This window comes from Kitasatospora sp. NPDC048239 (assembly GCF_043202015.1).
Classification (GTDB): Bacteria; Actinomycetota; Actinomycetes; order Streptomycetales; family Streptomycetaceae; genus Kitasatospora.
In genome coordinates this window covers 309,102-327,329 of the sequence record NZ_JBICZP010000001.1, presented here as the reverse complement: position 1 = coordinate 327,329, position 18,228 = coordinate 309,102, and the positions used below count along the sequence as shown (strand labels likewise).

The window sequence follows — 18,228 nt, the reverse complement described above, 5'->3', positions numbered from 1 at the left end:
CCATGTCCCTCCCCCAGGCCGTACCGGTACCGCTGGCCCGTCCCGTCCCGCTCGGTCGCCGTTCGGCCATCGCGCTGCTGCTCACCTCCGCCGTCGGCGTGGCCGGCTTCGGCTGGCCGCTGCTCGCCTCCACCCGGTCCGCCCTGGTCGGCCACGCCACCGACGCCCCTTGGCTGTTCGCGCTGATCCTGCCGCTGCTGCTCGCCGTGGTGGTCGCCCAGATCTCCGAGGGCCGCTCGGCGGGCGGCGGCGCACCCGGCCTGGACGCCAAGGCCGTCGCCCTGCTCGGCGTCCTGGCCGCCGCCGGCGCGGCGCTGCGCCCGCTCGGCGCGGGGACGGCCGGCCTGGAGCCGATGTTCTTCCTGATGGTGCTGGCCGGCCGGGTCCTCGGTCCGGGCTTCGGCTTCGTCCTCGGCGCACTCTCGATGTTCGCCTCCGCGCTACTGACGGGCGGCGTCGGCCCGTGGCTGCCCTTCCAGATGCTCGCCATGGGCTGGGTCTGCCTGGGCTCCGGCCTCCTCCCGGGCGCCGCCACCCTGCGCGGCCGCCGCGAACTCGCCCTGCTCGCCGGGTACGGCGCGACCGCCTCCATCCTCTACGGCACGATCATGAACCTCCAGGGCTGGCCCTACATCGCCGGGCTCTCCGGCTCCATCTCCTTCGTCCCCGGCGATCCGGCCTCCACCAACCTCGTCCGCTTCGCCGCCTACTGCCTCACCACCTCCCTGGGCTGGGACCTCCCCCGCGCCGTCCTCACCGTCGTCCTCTGCCTCACCCTCGGCACCCCCGTCCTGCGCGCCCTCCGCCGGGCCACCCGCCGCGCCGCCTTCGCCACCCCTGTGGAGTTCACCCCGCCCAAGTCCTGACACCCGTCCCGCACACCGCCACGCCAGGTCAGGGGCGCACTGCGCGGGCTCCCCGGTGTGAGCCAGGTCACCGGAACCGAGGCACTGCGACGGACAAGGCACTTCGTGGACTACACATTGCACGCCCGGATACGCACGGGGGACCCCGAGGCGTTCAGGGAACTCTTCCGTGACCATGCCCCCTTGGTCCATCGGTACGCCGTCCGCGTGAGCGGTGACCGGGACCTCGCCGAGGACGTCGTCTCGCTGACCTTCCTGGAGGCCTGGCGGCTGCGGGACCGGCTCCTCGACCACGAGGCCGGCCCGCGCCCGTGGCTGATGGGCATCGCCGTCAACGTGCTGCGCAACACCCGTCGTGCCGCACGCCGCCACCAGGCGGCCCTCGGACGCCTGCCCGCCCGCGACACCGTCCCGGACTTCTCCGACGAACTCGTCGGACGCATGGCCGACGCCGACCAACTCGCCGCCGCCCAGCGGGCGCTGAAGCAACTGCGCCGCACCGAGCGCGAGGTGTTCACGCTGTGCGTCTGGTCCGGACTGGGCTACGCCGAGGCGGCCGCCGCGCTCGGGGTCCCCATCGGTACCGTGCGTTCGCGCCTCTCACGCGCCCGCACGCGACTGCGCAAACTCGCCGGACAGGAACTGAAGAAGAACCGGGAACCGCTTCCGCGCCCCGGACAACAACAGGGCGGCCGCACCTACGCGGCCCGGTCGTACGAGTCGCACGAGGAGACGTACGGATGACCCGCAAGTTCTGGAAGCGGACCGAGCCCCTGGACCACATGGAGCCGGACCACAACGAGCCGGACCACGCGGAGCTCGCCCGGCTGCTGCCGGCCCCGTCGACCCCTCCGATGACGCTCGACCGCCAGCTGCTGTTCGAGGAGCACCTGTTGAACGAGATCCGCACTCCCGCACCCACGGCCGAACCCGCACCCGCGAAGCGGCCGATGCGGCGCGCCCTGCTGATCGCCGTCCCGGTCACCGCCGCCGCGCTCACCGCCGTCGTCGCCGTCAACTCGCTGACCAGCGGCATCAGTTCACCGCGCACGAAGACGGCCTCCGTGGAGGCACCCGTCGTCCAGGTCGAGGAGGGCAGCAGCCTCCAACTCGTGGCGACCGCCCAGCAGATCGCCGCCGCCGTGCGCACCCAGGGGATCCCGGAGCCGAAGCCCGGCCAGTTCATCTACATCAAGAGCAAGGTCTCCCACCTGTCCTACTCGCAGAACGCCGACACCGACGAGTCCAGGACGTGGGTGCAGCCGCTGCACCAGCGCGAGATCTGGAAGTCCGCCGACGCGCTCAACGGCTGGCTCGACGAGCCGGGCTACCAGGACGAGGGCGGCATCGGCCTCGGCAACGACAACCCCCACTCCAAGCCCGTGAACGGCAAGGACATCCCGGGTGAGGCCCTCACCCTGTCCTACAACTGGCTCAAGGCCCAGCCGACCGACCCGGACCAGCTGCTGAAGACCATCTACACGACCGCCGGCGGCCCGCGTGACCGGGACCAGCAGGCGTTCGAGACGATCAAGTCGATCATCAACGAGCAGCTCGTACCGGGCCCGAACGCCGCCGCGCTCTACCAGGCCGCCGCAAAGATCCCCGGCGTGGTGGTCGTCCAGAACTCCCAGGACGCCGCCGGCCGCACCGGCCTCGCCCTGGCCCGCCTGGACGAGCAGACCGGCGAGCGCATCGAGCTCGTCTTCGACCGCACGACCTTCACCTACCTGGGCAGCCGCGGCGTCCAGATCAAGCAGGTCAACAACATCAAGCCCGGCACCGTCACCGAACGCACCGCCGTCCTGGAGCGGGCCGTCGTCAACGCCAAGAAGGAACGCCCCACCCCGGGCAGCACCGCCTGAGCCGACCCCTACAACAGCGGCGAAGGGCAGGGCCCTCCTCGACAGCCTGTCCCGGTCGGCCGCCGCGCACCTCTCGCTCAGTGCGGGCGGCCGAGGAAGCACTTCGGGCCCCTCCCCTGCTGGGGAAGGGCCCGAAGTGCAAGAAAGGGCAGTGACCGAGCGGGCTCAGGCGCCCTTGGGGCCGGCCGACTGGACGACCTCGAAGGACCAGAGGGTGGAGCCGGAGGCCGCGGGGCGCTTGGGTGCCTCGCCCTCGCCGCCGTTCTGGTGGGCCGCCTTCATCGGGCCCTCCATCCAGGCCTGGAAGGAGGCCTCGTCACGCCAGCGGGTGTAGACGAGGTACTGGTCGGTGCCCTCGACCGGGCGGAGGAGTTCGAACCACTCGAAGCCGTCGGAGTTCTCCACCGAGCCGGCGCGGGAGGCGAAGCGCTTCTCCAGCACCTCGCGCTGCTCGGCGGGGACGGTCAGGACGTTGATCTTGACTACGCTCATGGCTCCATCCTGCCTCACCCGGTCCACGGCGCGGGGCACCTCGTGCCGGTCAGGCGATCCACCCGGGGACGAAGGCCTCCTCCTCCGGTCCGCCGATGCGGGACACCCGGGCCCCGCCCGGTGCGGCGACGACCGCGGCGAAGCCGGCGTCCGATCCGCCGGTGAGCCGACGGGGCACCCCGGCGGGGAGGATGACGGTGTCACCGGCCTCCACGTTGAGGACCTCGTCGCCCAGTTCGACGGTCACGGTGCCGGACAGCAGGGTCCAGACCTGCTCGGCGTCGAAGACGTGCAGCGGGCCCTGGGCATCGGAGTTCATGTCCACGCGCCACATCGCCAGCCCCGAGCCGCCCTGGGTGGGCGAGGCGAAGGTGGTCATGACGGCGTTGGGCGTCTCGGTACGACGGGCATCGGTGCGGCGGACTACGGACATGAGCGGCAACCCCCTAAGATGGACAATGAAGTTGTCTATATGGTCAATGAGGTTGTCTATCGTGTCAAGCGAACCCGCGCCGGGCTTCGAACTGCCCCTGCGCCTGCTGCTCGCCTTCCGGACGATCATCGACGAACTGCACGAGCGCATCGCCCACGAGGGCCACCCCGATCTGCGCCCGATGCACGGCTTCGTGTTCCAGGCGATCGGCCCGCACGGCACCACCGCCGTGGAGCTGGGCCGCCGGCTCGGCGTCTCCAAGCAGGCCGCCGGAAAGACCGTCGAGCAGCTCGAAGCCCTCGGCTACGTCGAGCGCGGCGGCGACCCTGACGACGCCCGCCGCAAGGTGGTCCGCCTCACCGCGCGCGGCACCGATTCCCTCTACCGCTCGGCCCGGATCTTCGACGAACTGCGCGCCGAGTGGTCCGCACTCCTGGGCGAGCAGAACCTGCGCGCCCTGGAGGCCAACCTGCGCACCCTCGCCCCCGGCGACCCGTTCCGCCTCGACACCCCGCGCTGGTTCGGCAACCCCTGACCGATCCACCGGTCGGACGCAACAAGCCCTAGGCGGATCTTGCCGGACAGACCCTAGACCGGCCGCCCCTCTCCACCCTGTGCGTACTCGGGACCGCCGCGGTCCGACCGGTCCGGGCCGTCCCGCAGGTCGGCGCCGAGGGAGGAGGAGAGCCGGGTGAGCAGGTCGGCGAGGTCGGCGAACTGCTTCTCGTCCCAGTCGCCCAGCAGCTCGGCCAGCTGAGCCCGCCGCGCGGCGACCAGCCGGACGGCGGCGGCCTCGCCCGACTCGGTCAGCCGCAGCGGCAGCCCGCCGGTCCGGGAGGCGAGGCCCCGGTCCTCCACCTCCTGCACGGCCTCGTCGATGACGGCGACCGGGACGATCCGGCGCTCGGCCACCTCGGCGGGCTCGACCGAGCCGTGGTGGTGCATGAGCAACAGCAGCCAGCTGGAGGCCGGTTTGAGGTCGAGCCCGGCGGCCTCGGTGATCCGCCGGTAGAGGTCCCGCCGGGCCTCCCGGGAGCTCAGGACGGAGAGCGCCCGGGCGATCTCGTCCAACGAGGAGCGCTCGACGGGGTTGAGGCCGATCGACTCGCTGAGGTCGGGTGCGGTGACGGTGGAGCGGAGCTTCTGCTCGCGCAGGAACAGCGAGAGCACGAAGGCGACCAGCGCGACCGGCACCGCGTACAGGAAGACCCGGGTGATCGACTCGGCGTAGGCGTGGTAGATTCCGTCCTGCACCGCGGGCGGCAGCGTGGCGATGACGCGCGGGTCGGAGGTGACGGATCCCGGGTCGAAGCCGGGCGGCAGCGGCACCCCCGCGAGGGCGTCGGCCAGCCGGGAGTTGAGCCCGCTCGCGAAGACGGTGCCGAAGATGGAGACACCGAAGGAGGCCCCGATGGACCGGAAGAAGGTGGCGCCGGCGGTGGCCACCCCGAGGTCCTGGTAGCCCACCGAGTTCTGCACGATCAGCACCAGGACCTGCATCACCAGCCCCAGCCCCAGGCCGAACACCAGGAAGTAGCAGCTCATCTCGAAGGTGCTGCTGTGCTCGTCCAGCCGGGAGAGCAGCAGCAGGCCGACGGTGGTGACGGCCGTCCCGGCGATCGGGAAGACCCGGTAGTGGCCGGTGCGCGCGACGATCTGGCCGGAGCCGATCGAGGTGAGCAGCATGCCGAGCACCATCGGCAGCATGTGGATGCCGGACATGGTGGGCGAGACCTGCATGACCACCTGGAGGAAGGTCGGCAGGTAGGTGAGCGCGCCGAACATCGCGAAGCCGACCACGAAGGAGATGACGGCCACCAGGCTGAAGGTCCGGGAGCGGAACAGCCGCAGCGGGAGCACCGGTTCGGCGGCGGTCCGCTCGACCTGGACGAAGGCGGCCAGCAGGACGAGGCCCAGCACGCCCAGTCCGACGATCTGCCAGGAGCTCCAGGCCCACGTGGTGCCGCCGAGCGAGGTCATCAGCACCAGGCAGGTGGCCACCGAGGCGATCAGCACGGTGCCCAGGTAGTCGATCCGGTGCCGGCGTTTGACCTCCGTCCCGTGCAGCACGGCGGCGATCACCACCAGGGCGACCACACCGACCGGCAGGTTGATGTAGAAGACCCAGCGCCAGCTGAGGTTGTCCACGAAGAGCCCGCCGAGCAGCGGGCCGAGCACGCTGGTGACGCCGAAGACGGCGCCGAACAGGCCCTGGTACTTTCCGCGGTCCCGGGGTGAGACCAGGTCGCCGACGATGGCCTGCGAAAGCACCATCAGGCCGCCGCCGCCCAGGCCCTGGAGAGCACGGAAGGCGATCAGCTCGCCCATGTTCTGGGCGATGCCGCAGAGCACCGAGCCCAGCAGGAAGATCACGATGGAGGCCTGGAAGAAGCGTTTCCGGCCGTACATGTCGCCGAGCTTCCCCCAGAGCGGGGTGGCCGCCGTGGAGGCCAGCATGTAGGCGGTGACCACCCAGGAGAGGTGCTCCAGCCCTCCGAGGTCGCTGACGATGGTGGGCAGCGCGGTGGAGACGATGGTCTGGTCGAGCGCGGCGAGCAGCATCGCCAGCAGCAGGGCGCCGATCGGCACCCAGAGGTTGGGGACGGTGACCTCCGGCGGACCGGGCTCGCCCGGCGCGCCCCGCTCGGACTCGGCGATCGGGTCCGAATCCGTCATGGCGTCTCCGTAGGGTCGCGGGCCCCGGACGACCGGGGGTCCGTTCGGATGATCACTCCCAGCTCACCATGCTGTCAGAAATGCCCGGACATGGGGCATTCGATTGCGCCGAACGTAAGAACGGCCGCCACCCGGTATCCCTCCCCCGCACACCGACCGTTCATCGGCTCCCAACCACCACCAACCGGCACAACACCCCCACGGCAGGTCGGATGCCCCTGTCCCCTCCTTCCTGACGTCCTGCATAATCAGGCGCGTTCGCCACCCGAGGACCGAGGAGGACCGGCCGATGCCGGACCAGCACTGCCCGACGTGCGGCACCGCACGTTCCGCCGGGTGCAGGTGCCTCCCGGACCCGAGCCTGACCGAGACCGCCGTCCTGCCGCACATCGAGGGCCCGCCCCTGGTCCGCCCGTACGTGCCGCAGGCCGTCGACCAGGTCGCGGCGGACGCCCCCGGGTCGAGCGTGCCCGTGGACCCGTTCGCCACCACGGTGCTGCCGGCGGCCGCCCAGCGGCCCGCGGCCCGACCCCCCGTCACGCCCCCGCTGGGGCCGGACGCGGACGCCTACGCGACGACCGTGCTGCCTCCGATGGCACCCGCGCCCCGTCCGGTGCCCCCGCAGCAGCCCCCGGGCCTGATACCCCGGCAGCCGTCCGGCGGGTACGACCGCCAACCGCCCGGCGGGTACGACCAGCCGTATGACCAGCCGTACAACCAGCCGCACGACCCGCAGCCCTCCGCCGAGGACGAGCTCGGGGTCTTCGCCTTCGCGGCGGGCCCGGCCGAGGCGACCGGCCCCACCGGCGGCCGGGCCGCCCGGCGCGCGGCGGAGCAGGCGGAGCAGGGCCCGCTCGCCCGGCGCAGGGGACTGCTCGTGGCGGCCGGCGCCGGACTGCTGGTGGTCACGGTCGGCCTGGCCTACGCGGTGGCGCCCTCCGGGGAGCCGGACCGGTCGGCGCGGCCCGCCCCCTCCACCACCCTGGCGCCCGCGCCGGTCGACCCGACCACCCCGGCGGACCCGACCCCGAGCGCCCAGCCGTCCACCACCAGCGAGGCGCCCAGCCCCTCGCCGACCAGAACGGCCAAGCCGAGTCCGAGCAGAACCGCGACCCCGCCACCGGCGGCCACCACGGCCCCGGCCGCTCCCCCGGCCCCGGAGCCGGCCCCGGGCACCCAGCCGCCCGCACCAGGCCCGGCAGCGCCCAGCACCCCGGCGCCGACCGCGACCACCCCGGCCCCGACCGCGACACCGACGCCGACCCCCACCCAGTCGCCCGCGGTGCGGGTGCTGGAGCGCGGGATGACGGGCGCCGACGTCAAGGACATGCAGCTGCGGCTGTCCGCGACCTCCTGCGGCTTCGTCGACAAGTCGATAGCCACCAGTACGTTCGACTGGTGGACCCAGACCGTGCTCGGCGACTACCAGCGCAGCTACAAGATCAAGGGTGAGACCGGGCCGAACGGCGCCTTCTACGGGCCCAAGACCAGGGCCGCCCTGGAGAGCGACCCCGGCACCTGCTGACCCCCGGCCGGCCGAGGGGCCCCGGCCGGCCGATGCCCCCGGTCAGCCGGTGACCGCCTGGAAGATGCTGAACCCGGCCATCAGCACCATCACGCCCGCCGCGAACCGGATGATCATCTTCATCGGCACGTGCTTCAGCAGCTTCTGCCCGCCCAGGATGGCGATCCCGGCGACGGCGCAGAGCGCCAGCCAGGCGCCCAGGCCCACGGCCAGCGGATCGGCGTACTTGGCGGCCAGGTTGGCGGTCATGATCTGGGTGAGGTCACCGAACTCGGCGATCGCGACGACCACGAAGCTGGCCCCGGCCACCTTCCAGAAGCTGTTCGCGGACGGCTCCTTGGCGGCGTGGCCGTCCTCGTCACCGCCACCGTGGAAGAGCAGCATCGCGGCGCCGGCCAGGAAGAGCACACCGGTGACGCCCTCGACCCAGCGGTGCGGCAGCAGCGAGAGCAGGTGCCCGGCGACCAGGGCGATGCCCACCTGGAGGGCGAAGGCGGCGGCGATGCCGGCGAAGACGTAACTCGCGCGGTAGCGGGCGCCGAGCATCAGGCTGGCCAGGGCGGTCTTGTCCGGCAGTTCGGCCAGGAAGACGATGCCGAAGGTGATGGCGGCTACGGTCAGACTCATCGGGGGTCGGATATCCCTCGGTCGGGCTGTCCGGCCTCGGCAGCTCCGTCAGGGGTCGCTCCGGCCCGACAGCACTGGTTGGAAGTCACAGCACTGCGGCCGAAGGTCTCGCCGGCACCCCGGAACCGCAGGATGCCCCGGGCGCCGGGCCCGTGAGGGCCAGTATGTCGACGGTCCGGTGGAGGGCTACTCCCCTTCAACGCGCACCAGCCTACCCGATGCCGGCCGGTGCCGGTCGGGCCACAAGTCCCCGGCCGACCAGCTCCAGCACCACCACGATCGCCACCGACTCCACCGCCAGCAGGCCGATCAGCACGAACAGCTGCACCGCACCCGCCTGCACCGGGGAGGCGCCGCCGAGCAGCATCCCGACGAAGGCGCCGGGCAGCGTGACCAGGCCCACCGTCCGGGTCTGGTCGAGGGCGGGGACGAGCGAGGTCGCGGCCGCGGTGCGGCAGATCTCCAGCCGGGCGTCGCGCTCCTCCAGGCCGAGCGCCAGGGCGGCCTCCACCTCCCCGTGGCGCTGGTGCAGCTCGTCCAGGGCCCGGCGCCCGGCCAGCGAGGTGGCGGTGAGCCCGCCGCCGATCAGGATGCCGGCGACCGGGATGAAGGAGAGGCCCTTGGGCGGCAGCAGCCCGACGGCCAGCAGCAGCCCGAGCACCGGCAGCACGGCGGCGCCGATCGGCGCGGCCGCCCAGGCCCAGCCGGGGCCCGGGGTCATCCGCCGCCCGGCGGTGCGCACCGCGACGGCGAACATCAGCAGGACGAACAGCGCCGACCACCAGAGCGAGCGGACCACCCAGCTGATCACCAGCGCGACGGCGGCCAGCTGCACCACCGCGCGCAGCCCGGCCCGCAGTACCGCGTGCCCCTGCCCGAGCAGCCCCCACCCGGCGACCGCCACGGCGGCGCCCAGCAGCAGCGCGGTGACCACCCCGAGGAGCGGGGTGACGGGCAGCAGCTGGGTCTGGGCGGCCGCCGAGGCCGTCACGCCCCGGGCCCTCAGACCCAGGTGGTGAGCCACATCCGGTCCTGCCAGGACGTCATGGGGATCACCTCCGCCGTGTAGAGCGGGTGGAAGAAGGCGAAGCAGGCCATGACGGCGAGCACGATCAGCCCGGCCCCGGCCGCACCGATCCGGCGCCGCTCGGGCGAGCAGCCCTCCGGCCCGAGCATGGCGCCGAGCATCTGGGCGACGGCCAGGCAGAGGAAGGGGACCAGCACCACCATGTAGAAGGAGAAGACGGTCCGCTCCTGGTACTGGAACCACGGCAGGTAGATCCCGGCGACGGCGCAGAGCACCGCGCCCGAGCGCCAGTCCCGGCGGAAGAACCAGCGCCACAGCAGGTACACCAGGGCGAAGCAGGCCGTCCACCAGAGCAGCGGGGTGCCGAGGCCGAGGATCTGCGCCGCGCAGCCGCCGGAGGCCGTACAGCCCCGCTGGCCGTTCGGCACCTGCTCCCAGTACATGGAGACCGGGCGGGACTGGACCAGCCAGCTGAACGGGTTGGACTGGTAGGTGTGCGGGGTGCTCAGCCCGGTATTGAAGTCGTACATCTGCCCGTGGTAGTGCCAGAGGCTGCGCAGCGGCGCGGGCACCCAGCTCATCGACACCTGCGGCAGCGGGATGCCGAGCACCTTGTCCGGGGAGAGGCCGGCCCGGTCGTCGGCCCAGTGCCGGTCGTAACCGCCGCCGGCTGGCTCGCCGCCGGCGGCGAGCCAGCCGGCCCAGGAGCCGACGTACACCACGAGGGCCGAGCCGACCATCGCGAGCAGCGCCGGCACGGCGTCCCGGCGAAGCATCGAACGCCAGGGGCGGCGGGCGCCGGCCCAGCGCCGACCGGACTGGTCCCAGAGCACGGTGAGCAGTCCGAAGGCGGCGAGCACCATGACGCCGTTCCACTTGACGGCGCAGGCGGCGCCGAGCGCGACCCCGGCGGCGATCCGCCAGGGGCGCAGGCCGAGCCGGATCCGGTCCCCGTCGGGTGCACCGCCCTCCCGGGCCGCGGCCAGCCGGGCGCGGGCGTGGTCTCGGTCGATCAGCAGGCTGCCGAAGGCGGCGAGGACGAAGAACATCTGGACGCCGTCGAGCAGGCCGACCCGGCTCATCACCAGCTGGAGGCCGTCGACGGACATCAGCAGGGCGGCGGTGCAGCCGACCAGGGTGGAGCCGAAGAGCCGGCGGCCGATCCTGGCCAGCATCAGCACGGTGAGGGTGCCGAGCAGGGCGGTCATGAACCGCCAGCCGAAGGGGTGCAGGCCGAACAGCTGCTCGCCGAGGGCGATCACCCACTTGCCGAGCGGCGGGTGGGCGATGAACTCGGGGGCCGAGGTGAGCGGGATGCTCTGCGGGACGGTGAGGATGTCGGCGTTGGCGCTGTCCGGCCAGGTGCCCTCGTAGCCCTGCCGGAGCAGCGACCAGGCGTCCTTGGGGTAGTACGTCTCGTCGAAGACGAAGGCGTTGGGGTAGCCGAGGTCCCAGAAGCGGAGCAGGCCGGCGAAGAGCGCCACCGCGATCGGACCGAGCCAGTCGGCCCGGTCCGAGGCCCGGCGCAGCAGCCCCCGCCGGCCCGGTGCGGGGCCTGCGGGGGCTGGTGGTGCCGGTGGGTGGATGAGCGCCGCTTGCGTCATTGCCTCGCCGATTCGCCGTCTCGCCTGTGCCGGTGCCCGCCGGTGCCGGCCGGCGCCGGGCGGTCAACAGGCACTGACACTATGTGGCGGCGGTCGTGAATCCAAGCGCGACGGGCGCCGACCAGGTGACCCGTCACACTGGTGTTCACGCGGCTGTTCACGCGGCGGTCTGCAGCTCCCGGACGGGGATGGTGCGGACGGCGGCCACCGGGGCGTTGTCCTGCTCCGGGGTGAGGTACGGGCGCAGCCGGACCGCCATGGCGACGATCAGCAGGGTGGAGCCGGCCATCGCCGCCAGGTAGAGCGGCCAGGTGCCGGAGCCGACCAGCAGCACGCCGACGGCGGGGCCGACCGCGATCGCGATCTGCTTCACCAGGGCGTACCCGGCGTTGTAGGTGCCCAGCAGCCGGGCCGGGGCGAGGTCGGCGACGATCGGGCCCATGGTGGGCGCGAGCAGCGACTCGCCGACGCCGAACAGGGCGTAGATCGAGACGATCGCGACCGTGGCGGCCATGGTCTCGGTCCGGATCAGGCCGGCGACCAGGGCCATCGCCCAGGCGCCCAGCCAGACCACACCGGCGGCGGCCATCGCGGTGGTGCGCCGGCGGCGGGCGGTGATCCGCACCATGAACATCTGCAGCACCACGATGGTCAGCGCGTTGGCGCCGATCGCCAGGCCCAGGGTGGAGGGCGCGGTGCCGACGGTGTCGGTGGCGAAGGCCGCGACACCGGACTCGAACTGGCCGTAGCAGGTGAAGAAGATCAGCCCGGCGAGGACGCAGAGCCGCAGCATCGCCTTGTCGGCGACCAGCGCGCGCAGGCCGGTGGGCCCGCTCTGCCCGTGCACCAGGACGGGCGCCGCGTTCGGGATCCGGGCGCTGCCGGTGACCAGGGCCAGGCCCAGGAAGGTCGCGGCCTCGATGGTGAACAGCCTGGTCAGGCTGGCCGGGTCGGCGACGTCGACGATCTGGCCGCCGACCAGTGCGCCGATGCCCATCCCCAGGTTGATCAGGGTGAACTGCAGCGCGAAGGCGTGCGAGCGGGTCGCGGCCGTGGAGCAGCGGACGATCATCGTGGCGAGCGCCGGCTGGCAGGTGGTGACGCCCGCACCGAACAGGAAGGAGGAGACCAGCAGGCCCGGGGTCCCGGTGGCGTGGCCGAAGGCGAACGCGCCGACGGCGGCGAGCGCGGCGCCCACCAGCAGCACCGGGCGCGGGCCGTACCGGTCGATGCCGCGGCCGGTGAACGGCAGCACGGCGAGCGCGGCCAGCGCGAAGACGGTGAACACCATCCCGGCGGCCAGCGAGCCGAGGCCCCTCACCTGGTCCACGTACACGAACATGTACGGCATCGTGAATCCGCTGCCGAACGCGCTGAGCGCATTGCCGATCTGGACGCGGCGCAGCGGGCCGCCCGCCCCATGACGCCGCTGCCTCTGCTGCTTCACCGTGCCGGTCACCGTGCACACCCCTTCAGTAGTTTCGCTGGATACTCTTAAGGCCAGAAGATTTAAGACCTAAAGTCTGACCATATAAAGTCTTAGCACCAGAAGAGTGTGGCGTCAAAGCCTTAAGGGGTGCACCTTCCGTGCGACACTGGTCCACATGACTGCAGACAAGCCCGGCCCGGCCGCCCTCCGCGAGCTGGGCATCGCCGAGCAGGTGGCCGTCTACCAGCGGGAATTCCCCACGGTGGACCCCCAGGTGGAGACCATCGTGCAGACCCTCTCCCGGGTCGCCCGGCGGATGGGCGTGGCGTACAGCAGGCAGCTGACTGTGCTCGGAATCACCTCCGCCGAGTGGGAGGTGCTCAAGGCGCTGGTGGTCGCGGGCAGCCCGTACCAGCTCGGGCCCGGCGAGCTGGCCAAGCGGCTCGGGCTCACCCCGGCGGCGATGACGCACCGGATCGACCGGATGGTCGCCGAGGACCTCGTCACCCGGGAGCGGGACGAGACCAACCGGGTGCGCGTGATCATCGAGCTGACCGAGAACGGCCGCGACAAGTGGCTGGAGTCGATGCGGATGGCGGCCGTCTTCGAGGAGGAGCTGCTCCAGGACCTCGCCGCCGAGGAGCGCTCCGTGCTGTCGGGCATGCTCGCCCGGATGCTGCGCCGGATCGAGGAGACCCAGCCGGACGCCCTCGGCCGCACCGACGACCTGGCCTGACCCCTCCCCCGGAGCCGACCCGGCAGGGGCAGGCAGGCACAGGCAGGCCCGGCGGACCCAGGCAGCACGGCCGACACGGCCGACACGGCGAGAAGTCCGGCCCGCCGGGGGAAGCCCCCGGCGGGCCGGACTCGGTGCGAGGGTCCGTCAGGCCCTCAGTCGCTCAGACCATGCGGCGTCAGCAGGGACCGTTGTCGGTCCAGACGCCCCACTGGCCGGTGGTGGTGGGGTCCTCGCCCTTCGTCCACCACTTGTTGGTGTAGTAGTGGCCCTTCCAGGAGACCTTGGTCGGGCTGCCGTAGGTGGCGGCCGAGTCCCAGCTCGGGGCGCCCGCGCAGCCGGCCGGGGTGGTCGGCGGAGTGGTGGGAGGCGTCGTCGGCGGGGTGGTCGGCGGCGTCGTGGGCGGAGTGGTCGGAGGCGTGGTCGGCGGGGTGGTCGGAGGCGTCGTCGGCGCGGCCGGGCAGGCGGCGGCGGAGCCGTTGGTGGCCTCGACCATCTTGTCGAACAGCGCGGTCTTGGTGCCCAGGTCGTACAGCGAGAAGGCGAAGGAGCCGCCGAGGCCGTTGCAGTGGGCGTAGTCGACCTTGGCCTGGATCGAGCGGGCGTCCTCGCCGCTCCAGAAGGTGGTGCCGTCGTAGAAGTACGTGGTCTTCGCCGTGTCGTCCCAGAAGGTCTTGGCCGGGTTGTCGACGAAGCCCGCGAGCTCCTTGTTCATCTGGATGCCGGGGACGTTGCCGGACATCGCCGCGCCGGCGGCAGCGCCGGTGGCGGGCTGGAAGAGGCCGTTCTTACCGTTGTTCTGGACGCCGGTCCAGCCGCGGTAGTAGAACGGGACACCCACGTTGATCTTCTTGGCGGGGAAGCCGCCCGGGATGCCGTAGTCGGCGTCACCGGCGGTGTACGCCTTGATCGCGGCGTCGACCGAGTACTTGCCGTGACCCGGCGCGGCCGGGGTCATCGGGTCGTCCGGGCCGGAGTAGATCGGGGCCTGGTGGTTCGTCGGGCCCTTGGCGTCCCAGGCACCGTGCATGTCATAGGTCATGATGTCCAGGAACGTCAGGTACTGACCGATCTTGTCGGTCTCGACGTTCCGGATCTTGTCCTGGCCGGCGCCGACCGCCGCCGCGGTGGCGTAGGTCTTGCCGTCGACCTTGCCCTGGGCGTCGAGCTGCTCGCGCAGCTCCTTCAGCAGCAGGGTGAAGTTCTGCTTGTCGTTCGGGCTGGAGATGTTGCCGGTGTGGCCGCCGCCGCCCGGGTACTCCCAGTCGATGTCGATGCCGTCGAAGACGCCGGCCGCCGAGCCCGGGCCGCCGTAGCCGGCCTCGGTCGGCAGGTTGCCCTTGATGAACATGTCAATGCAGGACGAGACCAGCTTCTTGCGGGAGGCGTCCGTGGCCGCCGCCGCCGAGAAGTACTTGGAGTAGGTCCAACCGCCCAGCGAGATCAGGACCTTGAGGTTCGGGTTCTTCGCCTTCAGCTTCTTCAGCTGGTTGAAGTTGCCCGCGATCGGCTGGCCCCAGACGTCGCCGACGCCGTCCACCGAGATGTCCGGACCGAAGCTCTTCTGGAAGTCCGCGAAGGAGTCGCCCGCGCCGTCACCGGCGTTCGGGTTGTTGTCGTCCTGGTTCGCGGCCTTGTTCGCCTCGAAACAGCCGAGGTCGGTCGGGTTGATGTTGGCGAACGAGTAGATCAGGTAGTCCAGCTTCCCGGCGACGCCGGTGTCCTGGATCGTCTTGGGGTAGTACGCGTTCGCGTAGATCGACCACTGGTCGAAGTAGGCGACCTTGATGCCGCCGCTGGTGGCGGGCGCGCCGGTGCTGTTGGTGACCGCGGCGTTGGCCGCGCCGCCACCGGTCAGCGCGAGGCCCGCGCCGAGCAGCAGGGAGGCGGTGGTGCCGGCCGCGAGCGCGGCCAGGCTCTTCGGACGCCGACGGCGCCCGGGCTCCTGGGCCGGGGCCCCGGCCCTCTCAATGCGTGAACGCAGCATGGGTGCGTGACTCCTGGTTGTGGGGGATTCCGCAGCCCTGGCGGGCTCGCACGGGGTGGGGCCGTACGACCAGGGCATGACAGAACAGGGAGGGGAATCGAGCGGGGTACATGCCTGACGGACACCGGGATGTGCCGAACCGGCGCCGGCGGAGTAGACCGCCGACGCCGGTTCAGGGGCTCCCTGCACCTGTGGATTAAAATGGACTAGACCAACTCCCCCGTCAAGGGGTGATGTTGAGCCTTGAGCCGCGCTTAAGGTTCCCCTGCCTCCACCGCACCCCCGCTGACCTGCGGACGAGCCGGGTGTCAGTACCGGACGGCGTTGGCCACGACCGCCTTGACCGTGCCGGAGAGGTCCCGGTTGCTGCGTGCGGTGGCCTGGGCGCTCTGCCCGGCGGCCACGTCCGGGACGGTCACCGCGGTCACGTCCAGGATGTTTCCGGACTCGTCGGTGAAGTTGACCTGGATGACGTACCGGTCGGACTGCTGCCCGTGGTTGGTGACGGTGAGGGGCACCTCCACCTTGCCGTCCGAGGCCGTCGCCACCGCACCCGCGGAGACATCGCCCTTGGCGTCCAGCCCGCCCTTCACCCCCGCGATCGCCGAGGACGCGGCCGCCTCCGCCGAGGCCGCCGCCGAGGAGAGCCCGCCCGCGGCGGACGCCACCGCCGAGTTCACCGCCGAGGCGGCGGCGGAGGCCGCGCCCTCCACGCCCGACTGCACGGCGGCCGCCGCCGAGGAGACGGCCTTGCTCGCCGTGCTGTCGGAGGAGCAGCCGGCCAGTGCCGCCGCTCCGACGGCCGCCGCCACCAGCACGCCCGCCACGGCGCGGCGCGGGCGGCGGACCGCGGGTGCGGCCGGGTCCTGTGCGGTCGGCCGGTGGATCGTCGTCCGGTGGGTCGTCGTCCGGCAGGTTGTCGTCCGGCGGGGCGGCTGGCGGTCCATGACGTCCTCGTTTCTGCCCGGCGCCGGGCTGCCCGGCACACCTCACGGCCACCCTGCGAGGCACCGACCGGGCTCGCCAGCAGGGCTGGTGCATCCGGGTGAGGCGGCGCCGGCCGGCCCTGCCCGCTGTGGCAGCCGTCAGATACGCGCAGTGGGAGGTCGGACCAGCCGACCTCCCACTGCGCACACCCCGGGGCGGGGCGGCTTCCGGACAACCTGCGGCGGGGCCGCGATCGCCCCGGGCCGCCGGGCTCAGGACAGCCCCGAACCCTCCTGCCCTTCCGCCTCCACGGCCGCCCGCTCCTCGCGCAGCCGCACCTCGTGCCGGCGCCGCGCCACCACCCCGTACGCCGAGGCCGCGCTCGCCGCGAAGGCCAGCAGGCCGACCCACGGCTGGTTGAAGGCGTGGCCGGTCAGATGGTCCAGCGAGTAGCGCCCCGGGCCGGTCAGGCCCAGGGCGAGCCCGGTCGCCCCGAGGAAGGCCGGGTACTCGTAGCCGCCGGCCGTCACGAAGAAGCCCGCCGGGGCGTGCACCGCCACCGCGCCGGCCATCGTGCCGGCGACCACCGCGCCGGCCGCCGGGGTCGCCAGCCCGGCCACCAGCAGGGCGCCGCCGCCCGCCTCGCCGAGGCCCGCCGCCAGCGCGTTCTGCCGCCCGGGGTGGAACCCCATGGCCTCCATCGCCTGCGCGGTGCCCTCCAGACCGCCGCCGCCGAACCAGCCGAACAGCTTCTGGGTGCCGTGCGCGATCAGTACCCCGCCGACGGCACCGCGCAGCGCGAGCAGGCCGAGATCCTTACGGTTCAGACACATGTCGAATCCTCGTTCCAGCGGAGGACGGCCGAAAGGCGGCCGATGACGCGGATGTGATCCACCCCCCATCCCAGCCGAAAGCACCGTCCGGCTCGACCCGGGACCGCCATTCGAGCGAACATCGAAGCGTCGAGGAGTGGAGCGCGCCGACGACCCGACCGCGGCAGCAGCCCGACCGCCCCGCGCCCGCCGCCTACCGGCTGGAGGGCCGCGGGATCACCGACCGGGCGGCCTTCTACACCGCCCTCGGCGCCGCCCTGAACGGCCCCGGCGGCTACTACGGCGGCAACCTCGACGCGCTGGCCGACTGCCTGCGCGGCGACTTCGGTCCGAGGCCCCCGTTCACCCTGGTCTGGGCGGACGCCGACACCGCCCGCCACCTCACCGGCCGGGTCTTCATCGGCGAGCGGCGGCTGGACCAGGGCTTGGCTGACAAGCCCTAGTCCGACGCGATCCTCGACACACTCCGCGCCGGAGGCGTGGCGGTCGAACTGCGATGATCATCCCGGTCATGCTTGGGCCATGTTCGTCTTCAACCTGAGCAGCGCCTTCATCGCCTTCTTCGCCGTCGTGGGCCCGCCCAAGACGCTGCTGTCCTTCGCCCGGCTGGCCGCCACCCGCACCACCGGGGAGCTGCGGCGGCTGGCCGCCTGGAGCTCGCTCATCTCGGCCCTGGTCGGCCTGGTGCTGGCCTTCAGCGCGGACTTCGTCACCACGCTGTTCCACATCAGCGACCAGTCGCTGCAGCTGGCCGGCGGCGCGATCTTCTTCATCTACGCCGTGGCACTGGTCCTGGGCATCCACCTCGGCGTCGGCGACGAGGAGGACGAGCACCTGCCGAACCCGATGGTGGACGGCATCCGCGAGCTGCTGCTGCCCTACATCGCCAGCCCGCTGGCGGTCACGGCGGTGCTGGTCGGCTCGCTGAGCAAGGACGACTGGGGCTGGCGCGCCACCATCACCGGGGCGTACGTCGCCGTGGTGATGATCAACTACGTCTGCGTGGCGCTGCTCGCGCCGCTTATGCAGCGCACCCACCGCACCTCGCTGGAGGTGCTCTCCCGGCTGCTCGGCCTGCTGCTGGCGGCGGTCGGCGTGGAGCTCTTCCTGAACGGTCTGGCGGGCCTGGGCCTGCACCTGCCCGACGGGCACTGAGGCACCGCCGGGCACGCGGACCGCGGCTCAGCCGGGCACCGGGGCC

Annotated in this window: 18 protein-coding genes; 8 read left to right on the top strand and 10 right to left on the bottom strand. The window is 72.4% G+C overall.

Annotated features, from left to right (window positions below):
- The first annotated feature begins 2 nt into the window (after positions 1-2).
- The 3 genes from ACGFZP_RS01440 to ACGFZP_RS01430 all read left to right on the top strand — a co-directional run bounded on the left by ACGFZP_RS01440 (position 3) and on the right by ACGFZP_RS01430 (position 2,731).
- Entirely contained in the window at positions 3-866 is an 864-nt protein-coding gene (locus ACGFZP_RS01440) for an ECF transporter S component (protein WP_392927417.1), read from the top strand.
- A 105-nt stretch (positions 867-971) separates the two neighbouring features.
- Positions 972-1,610: an RNA polymerase sigma factor gene (locus ACGFZP_RS01435; protein WP_392927415.1), complete on the top strand. Its 639-nt coding sequence runs from the start codon at positions 972-974 to the stop codon at positions 1,608-1,610.
- Positions 1,607-2,731: a CU044_5270 family protein gene (locus tag ACGFZP_RS01430; protein WP_392927412.1), complete on the top strand. Its 1,125-nt coding sequence runs from the start codon at positions 1,607-1,609 to the stop codon at positions 2,729-2,731. The genes ACGFZP_RS01435 and ACGFZP_RS01430 overlap by 4 nt, the downstream gene beginning before the upstream one ends.
- Before the next feature lie 165 nt (positions 2,732-2,896).
- Here ACGFZP_RS01430 and ACGFZP_RS01425 read toward each other — a convergent pair whose 3' ends face one another.
- Positions 2,897-3,223, bottom strand: a complete 327-nt coding sequence (locus ACGFZP_RS01425) for an antibiotic biosynthesis monooxygenase family protein (RefSeq protein ID WP_392927409.1) — start codon at positions 3,221-3,223, stop codon at positions 2,897-2,899.
- 49 nt (positions 3,224-3,272) lie between these two features.
- Positions 3,273-3,656: a cupin domain-containing protein gene (locus tag ACGFZP_RS01420; protein ID WP_392927408.1), complete on the bottom strand. Its 384-nt coding sequence runs from the start codon at positions 3,654-3,656 to the stop codon at positions 3,273-3,275.
- A 46-nt stretch (positions 3,657-3,702) separates the two neighbouring features.
- Here ACGFZP_RS01420 and ACGFZP_RS01415 point away from each other — a divergent pair, with 46 nt between their 5' ends.
- On the top strand, positions 3,703-4,191 hold the full coding sequence (locus ACGFZP_RS01415) for a MarR family winged helix-turn-helix transcriptional regulator (RefSeq protein WP_392927407.1): 489 nt from the start codon (positions 3,703-3,705) through the stop codon (positions 4,189-4,191).
- A gap of 53 nt (positions 4,192-4,244) precedes the next feature.
- Here the strand turns inward: ACGFZP_RS01415 and ACGFZP_RS01410 are convergent, their stop codons facing one another.
- Entirely contained in the window at positions 4,245-6,332 is a 2,088-nt protein-coding gene (locus ACGFZP_RS01410) for an MFS transporter (RefSeq protein WP_392927406.1), read from the bottom strand.
- Between the two features lie 289 nt (positions 6,333-6,621).
- Between ACGFZP_RS01410 and ACGFZP_RS01405 the strand changes: the two genes are divergently transcribed.
- Positions 6,622-7,857, top strand: a complete 1,236-nt coding sequence (locus ACGFZP_RS01405) for a hypothetical protein (RefSeq protein WP_392927405.1) — start codon at positions 6,622-6,624, stop codon at positions 7,855-7,857.
- Positions 7,858-7,899: 42 nt separating this feature from the next.
- On the opposite strand, the gene ACGFZP_RS01400 is transcribed toward ACGFZP_RS01405, so the two are convergent.
- From ACGFZP_RS01400 to ACGFZP_RS01385, 4 genes are all read right to left on the bottom strand, one after another.
- On the bottom strand, positions 7,900-8,484 hold the full coding sequence (locus tag ACGFZP_RS01400; RefSeq protein ID WP_392927403.1) for a TMEM165/GDT1 family protein: 585 nt from the start codon (positions 8,482-8,484) through the stop codon (positions 7,900-7,902).
- 211 nt (positions 8,485-8,695) lie between these two features.
- The gene (locus tag ACGFZP_RS01395; RefSeq protein WP_392928295.1) at positions 8,696-9,445 is read right to left on the bottom strand and encodes an ABC transporter permease; all 750 of its coding nucleotides are present in this window, start codon (positions 9,443-9,445) and stop codon (positions 8,696-8,698) included.
- 41 nt (positions 9,446-9,486) lie between these two features.
- On the bottom strand, positions 9,487-11,115 hold the full coding sequence (locus ACGFZP_RS01390; RefSeq protein WP_392927401.1) for a dolichyl-phosphate-mannose--protein mannosyltransferase: 1,629 nt from the start codon (positions 11,113-11,115) through the stop codon (positions 9,487-9,489).
- A 157-nt stretch (positions 11,116-11,272) separates the two neighbouring features.
- On the bottom strand, positions 11,273-12,574 hold the full coding sequence (locus ACGFZP_RS01385; protein WP_392927399.1) for an MFS transporter: 1,302 nt from the start codon (positions 12,572-12,574) through the stop codon (positions 11,273-11,275).
- Between the two features lie 145 nt (positions 12,575-12,719).
- Here ACGFZP_RS01385 and ACGFZP_RS01380 point away from each other — a divergent pair, with 145 nt between their 5' ends.
- A complete protein-coding gene (locus ACGFZP_RS01380; RefSeq protein WP_392927397.1) occupies positions 12,720-13,280 on the top strand; it encodes a MarR family winged helix-turn-helix transcriptional regulator in 561 nt (186 codons plus the stop codon).
- A 178-nt stretch (positions 13,281-13,458) separates the two neighbouring features.
- On the opposite strand, the gene ACGFZP_RS01375 is transcribed toward ACGFZP_RS01380, so the two are convergent.
- The 3 genes from ACGFZP_RS01375 to ACGFZP_RS01365 form a co-directional block, all read right to left on the bottom strand.
- The gene (locus ACGFZP_RS01375; RefSeq protein ID WP_392927394.1) at positions 13,459-15,267 is read right to left on the bottom strand and encodes a glycosyl hydrolase family 18 protein; all 1,809 of its coding nucleotides are present in this window, start codon (positions 15,265-15,267) and stop codon (positions 13,459-13,461) included.
- A gap of 308 nt (positions 15,268-15,575) precedes the next feature.
- Positions 15,576-16,214 carry a hypothetical protein gene (locus tag ACGFZP_RS01370; RefSeq protein WP_392927392.1) on the bottom strand — a complete coding sequence of 213 codons (639 nt, stop codon included), beginning with the start codon at positions 16,212-16,214 and terminating at the stop codon, positions 15,576-15,578.
- A gap of 252 nt (positions 16,215-16,466) precedes the next feature.
- Complete coding sequence (locus tag ACGFZP_RS01365; protein ID WP_392927390.1) at positions 16,467-17,027, bottom strand: DoxX family protein; 561 nt, start codon at positions 17,025-17,027, stop codon at positions 16,467-16,469.
- Positions 17,028-17,080: 53 nt separating this feature from the next.
- Here ACGFZP_RS01365 and ACGFZP_RS01360 point away from each other — a divergent pair, with 53 nt between their 5' ends.
- Both ACGFZP_RS01360 and ACGFZP_RS01355 read left to right on the top strand, forming a co-directional pair.
- The gene (locus ACGFZP_RS01360; RefSeq protein ID WP_392927388.1) at positions 17,081-17,470 is read left to right on the top strand and encodes a barstar family protein; all 390 of its coding nucleotides are present in this window, start codon (positions 17,081-17,083) and stop codon (positions 17,468-17,470) included.
- A gap of 79 nt (positions 17,471-17,549) precedes the next feature.
- The gene (locus tag ACGFZP_RS01355) at positions 17,550-18,182 is read left to right on the top strand and encodes a MarC family protein (protein WP_392927387.1); all 633 of its coding nucleotides are present in this window, start codon (positions 17,550-17,552) and stop codon (positions 18,180-18,182) included.
- The last annotated feature ends 46 nt before the right edge of the window (positions 18,183-18,228 follow it).